Consider the following 4,611-nt stretch of genomic DNA (forward strand, 5'->3'; position numbering starts at 1 on the left):
GCAAAGTCTGACGGCGACTCCACCACCCGCACCGGCTCACCCGCGCCTTGGTCCGTGCGCAGGGTTTTGCCCAGGCGGGTCTTGTTGTGGCTGATCAGGTGGTTGGCCGAATCGAGGATGTTGCTGAAGCTGCGGTAGTTCTGCTCCAGCTTGATCTGGTGCTTGACCTGAAATTCGCGCACAAAGTCGGCCATGTTGCCCACGCGTGCACCCCGGAAGGCGTAAATGCTCTGGTCGTCGTCGCCCACGGCCAAAATCGCACATTCACCGCCCTCGCCCGGCAAGCCCGCCAGCTGCTTGAGCCAAGCGTATTGCAGCTTGTTGGTGTCCTGAAACTCGTCCACCAAAATATGGCGGAAGCGGCGGCGGTAATGCTCGCGCACATGCACGTTGTCGCGCAGCAACTCATAAGAGCGCAGCATCAGCTCGCCAAAATCCACCACGCCTTCACGCAGGCACTGCTCTTCGTAAAGCTGGTACAGCTCCACCTTTCGGCGCGTCTCTTCGTCGCGCACCGGCACATCGCCAGGGCGCTGGCCGTCTTCTTTGCATCCCGAAATGAAATACTGCACCTGCTTGGGCGGAAAGCGGTCTTCGTCCACATTGAACTGCTTGCACAGCCGCTTGACGGCCGACAGCTGGTCTTGCGTGTCCAAAATCTGAAAGGTCTGCGGCAAACCCGCCAGTTGGTAATGCGCCCGCAAAAACCGGTTGCACAGCCCGTGGAATGTGCCAATCCACATGGCATTCACATTCACCGGCAGCATGGACTGCAGCCGCAGCTTCATCTCCTTGGCGGCCTTGTTGGTGAAGGTCACCGCCAAAATGCCGCCAGGCGAAACCTGCGAGGTTTGCAGCAACCAGGCAATGCGGGTGGTCAGCACCCGCGTCTTGCCCGACCCTGCGCCCGCCAAAATCAGCGCATGCTCGGGTGGCAAGGCCACGGCACGGTGCTGCTCGCCGTTCAACTGGGCGAGCAAAGGCGAAGAATCACCCGGGAAAATGTTCGGGAAAGTGTCTGACTGCATAGGGGGAGATTGTAGGAACTTACACGCCTGCAAAACCGTGTCAGGCCATGCGGGTAGAATCGGACACCGGGCCCAAGATTCTTGCGCCCGGTTTTTTTTCGCCCACGGTTTGCAACGGACCGACCAGCAGTTGAAGAAAACCGGCCAAGCCAAGCGCTCACTCGTTCTTTCAACGATCCTTTTTGGAGCTTGGTTTTCTCATGGAAATTTTTGACTACGACAACATCCTGCTGCTGCCACGCAAGTGCCGCGTGGAGAGCCGTTCAGAGTGCGACGCTGGCGTCGAACTGGGTGGCCGCAAGTTTCGCTTGCCGGTGGTGCCCGCCAACATGAAAACGGTGATCGACGAGTCGATCTGCCTGTGGATGGCGCAAAACAACTACTTCTACGTGATGCACCGTTTTGACCTGGACAACGTCCAGTTTGTGCGCGACATGCATGGCAAGGGTGTGTATGCCTCCATCTCGCTGGGCGTCAAAGCCCCCGACCGCGCCACCGTGGACACCTTGGCTGCGGCGGGTCTGACACCCGAGTACATCACCATCGACATCGCCCATGGCCATGCTGACAGCGTGCGCGACATGATCGGCTACATCAAAAGCAAGCTGCCCAACAGCTTCGTGATCGCGGGCAATGTGGCCACACCCGAAGCCGTGATCGATCTGGAAAACTGGGGTGCGGATGCCACCAAAGTGGGCGTGGGCCCGGGCAAGGTCTGCATCACCAAGCTCAAAACGGGTTTTGGCACGGGCGGCTGGCAGTTGTCGGCCCTCAAGTGGTGTGCCCGTGTAGCCACCAAGCCCATCATTGCCGACGGCGGCATCCGCAACCACGGCGACATCGCCAAGAGCATCCGCTTTGGCGCCAGCATGGTCATGATCGGCTCACTGTTTGCCGGCCACGAAGAGTCACCCGGCAAGACCGTCGAGGTCGATGGCGAGATGTTCAAGGAGTACTACGGCTCGGCTAGCGACTTCAATAAGGGCGAGTACAAGCACGTCGAAGGCAAGCGCATTCTGGAGCCGATCAAGGGCAAACTGGCCAACACCCTGATTGAGATGGAGCAGGACGTGCAAAGCTCCATCAGCTATGCCGGCGGCACCAAGTTGATGGACATCCGCAAAGTGAACTACGTGACCTTGGGCGGTGACAATGCGGGTGCTACACTTGTTGATGTGAGCCTGTCAGCGCTCATGCAAAAAAGGGAGCCAGTGGCTCCCTTTTTTGATCTCGGGCATGCTTTCGACGTGACTGCTGGGTTCAGCGCAAGGCCCCCAGCGCCAGCATCAAGCCGCTGAGCACGAGCAAGGCGCAGATGATCTGGCGCAGCCGTGCCACGGGTACGCGGTGCGCCACGCGGTGGCCCAGCCACACACCGGCCAGCGCCACGCCGATCAGCACCGTCCAGCGCTGCCAGATCCAGCCGCTGGACAAGCGCCCCTCCCAAGCCATGCCCAGCAGCACCGTGGTCGCCGCTACGGCAATGATCAAGGGCGTGCTGGCCCGCATCTGTTGCACATCCGACAAGCGTCGGCTGAGCCAGGCCACCACCAAAGGGCCAGCGGTGCCGAAGACCATTTCCACCAAGCCAATCGCGGCCCCGACCGGCCAGGCCCAAACAGGTGCAGCGGTGGCCGCTTGGGACGTCTTGGGACGCAAGGCATTGATCCCCACGCCCGCCACATACACCCCCAACAACAGCAGCGGCCAACGGCTGTTCATGTGCTGCACCAGCCACAAGCCCACCAGCGTGCCCATCACCATGCCCGGCAGCAGGCGGCGCAACTCGCGCCACTGCACCTGCCGCCAGTTCAGACCGCTGTGAAAAGCCGAAGCGGGCACGTCCATGAGCAAAGTCAGCGCCACCACGGCAGGCAAGGGCCAGTTCCAGGCCAACAGGGGCACAACCACCAAAGCCGAGCCGAAACCGGTGAGGCCCAACACGGTGTAACCCAATAAAACCACCCCCATGGGGTAAAGCCATTCCTGCATCCCGATTCCTTTTTTTCAATCGCTCAAGTGGTTTTGCACAAACGCGCGAAACACCGACATGACGGGCAACTCGGTGCGGCCCGCCAAGGTGATCAGAGCCAACCGTGCCTGGCCTTTCAGGGGTATTTGCATAGGCAACTCCACCAAACGGCCCTGGGCCAAGCCCTCTCGGGCCGCGCCCACAATCCCCAAGTAAATCGCATCGGTCTGGCCCACCACATCGAGCAAGCTGGCGATGTCCTCGCACTGCAAGGTGGTCATTTGTGCCGGGTTGGCCTGCGGGCCGTAGTGGTCCACCAGCAACCGGGCCACCTCTTGCGACAACTGAATGGAGGCGATGGGGTAAGCCAGCAAAGCATCAAAGGGCGCGCCCTCGGGGTAGAGGCCCAGCAGCGGGTGCCCCTGACGGCACACAAAGCCGGCGCGCATCTCCACCACATGCGCCATCTTCAAGTCGGGTGCCGCCTCAACCTGCCGTACGTCCACCACCAAGGCGTCGAGTTGCCGCTCACGCAACTGGGTCAGTTGCAGCTCGGTGGAACCGCGCGAGACCGTGACCTGCACCGTCGGGTGGTGCAGGGCCATGAAAACCAACCAAGGCGTCATCAGCATCGCCCCAGGGCCAGAGCCCAAACCGACCCGCAAGGTGCCCAAGCCGCCTTGCTTCAGCAAAGCAGCGCCCTCTTTGAGTTCCTGGGCCTCGTGCACGATGCGCCGCGCCCGCTCTAGCACGGAGCGGCCCAAAGGTGTGAGCTCATTTTTTTTGCCCACCCGGTCCACCAAGAGGCCACCCAGATCCTCTTCCAGCGCCTGGATGCTTCGGCTCAGGGCCGACTGGGTGATGTGCAGTTTTTCTGCCGCACGGCTGAACGAGCCGGTATCGGCCAGCGCCAGCCAGTGCTCAAAGTGCCTGAGGTTCATGCATTCATTTTACGAATGATTATCAGGAAAATAAGTCATTGGACACATTGATTTGTATATCAGGAAAATAAGTCATTGGACACATTGATTTGTAATTTCTACGATTTGTTCATGGTCATTTCAACCATGCATCAACCCAAGCTTCAGGAGACACCATGAACTTCAAAACCCTCATCACCGGCCTGGCCGTGGCCGCCAGCGCTTTCGGCCCTGCCCTGGCGCAAACCTATCCTGCCAAAACCATCAACCTGATCGTGCCCTACCCGGCAGGTGGTCCATCAGATTTTTTTGCCCGCAAGGTGCAACCCGCGGCCAGTGCCAATCTGGGCAAGACCGTGGTGGTTGAAAACCTCGGCGGCGCAGGCGGCTCGATCGGCTTGACCAAGGTGGTCAATGCACCGGCTGATGGCTACACCCTGAGCCTGGGCAGCCCCATGGAGCTGGTGCTGGCTCCCATGGCCATCCAGGGTGTCAAGTACAAATCGGAAGATTTCAAACTGGTTGCGCAATTTGCCACCACCACGACCATCCTGGCCGTGCGCAACTCGCTCAACGTGAAGACCGTGGATGAACTGCTGGCACTGGCCCGCAAGAACGCCAACAAGCCCCTGAGTTATGGCAGTGTGGGCCCGGGCTCGCTGTACCATTTGGTGGGCGAGAAGTTTTCGCA

At 60.2% G+C, this 4,611-nt stretch carries 4 protein-coding genes and 1 pseudogene; 2 read left to right on the top strand and 3 right to left on the bottom strand.

What is annotated here, in order from left to right; translation table 11 throughout:
* A partial coding sequence (locus tag Q0341_RS11950) for a UvrD-helicase domain-containing protein (protein ID WP_299513591.1) occupies nucleotides 1-1,028 on the bottom strand: 1,028 nt, incomplete at its 3' end.
* A 200-nt stretch (nucleotides 1,029-1,228) separates the two neighbouring features.
* Between Q0341_RS11950 and Q0341_RS11955 the strand changes: the two are divergent.
* Nucleotides 1,229-2,188, top strand: a pseudogene (locus Q0341_RS11955) (GMP reductase); the annotation flags it as partial.
* A 100-nt stretch (nucleotides 2,189-2,288) separates the two neighbouring features.
* Here the strand turns inward: Q0341_RS11955 and Q0341_RS11960 are convergent.
* On the bottom strand, nucleotides 2,289-3,020 hold the full coding sequence (locus tag Q0341_RS11960) for a sulfite exporter TauE/SafE family protein (RefSeq protein WP_299513594.1): 732 nt from the start codon (nucleotides 3,018-3,020) through the stop codon (nucleotides 2,289-2,291).
* A 15-nt stretch (nucleotides 3,021-3,035) separates the two neighbouring features.
* Nucleotides 3,036-3,941 carry a LysR family transcriptional regulator gene (locus tag Q0341_RS11965; protein ID WP_299513596.1) on the bottom strand — a complete coding sequence of 302 codons (906 nt, stop codon included), beginning with the start codon at nucleotides 3,939-3,941 and terminating at the stop codon, nucleotides 3,036-3,038.
* 155 nt (nucleotides 3,942-4,096) lie between these two features.
* On the opposite strand from Q0341_RS11965, the gene Q0341_RS11970 reads away from it, so the two are divergent.
* The coding region (locus Q0341_RS11970; protein ID WP_299513598.1) for a tripartite tricarboxylate transporter substrate binding protein at nucleotides 4,097-4,611 on the top strand (515 nt) is incomplete at its 3' end.

This window comes from uncultured Limnohabitans sp. (genome assembly GCF_937889215.1).
GTDB lineage: Bacteria > Pseudomonadota > Gammaproteobacteria > Burkholderiales > Burkholderiaceae_C > Limnohabitans_A.

Bases quoted from the DNA above. Each gene is read 5' to 3' on its own strand.
- Q0341_RS11960 (WP_299513594.1), bottom strand. From the start codon at position 3,020: ATGCAGGAATGGCTTTACCCCATGGGGGTGGTTTTATTGGGTTACACC.
- Q0341_RS11965 (WP_299513596.1), bottom strand. From the start codon at position 3,941: ATGAACCTCAGGCACTTTGAGCACTGGCTGGCGCTGGCCGATACCGGC.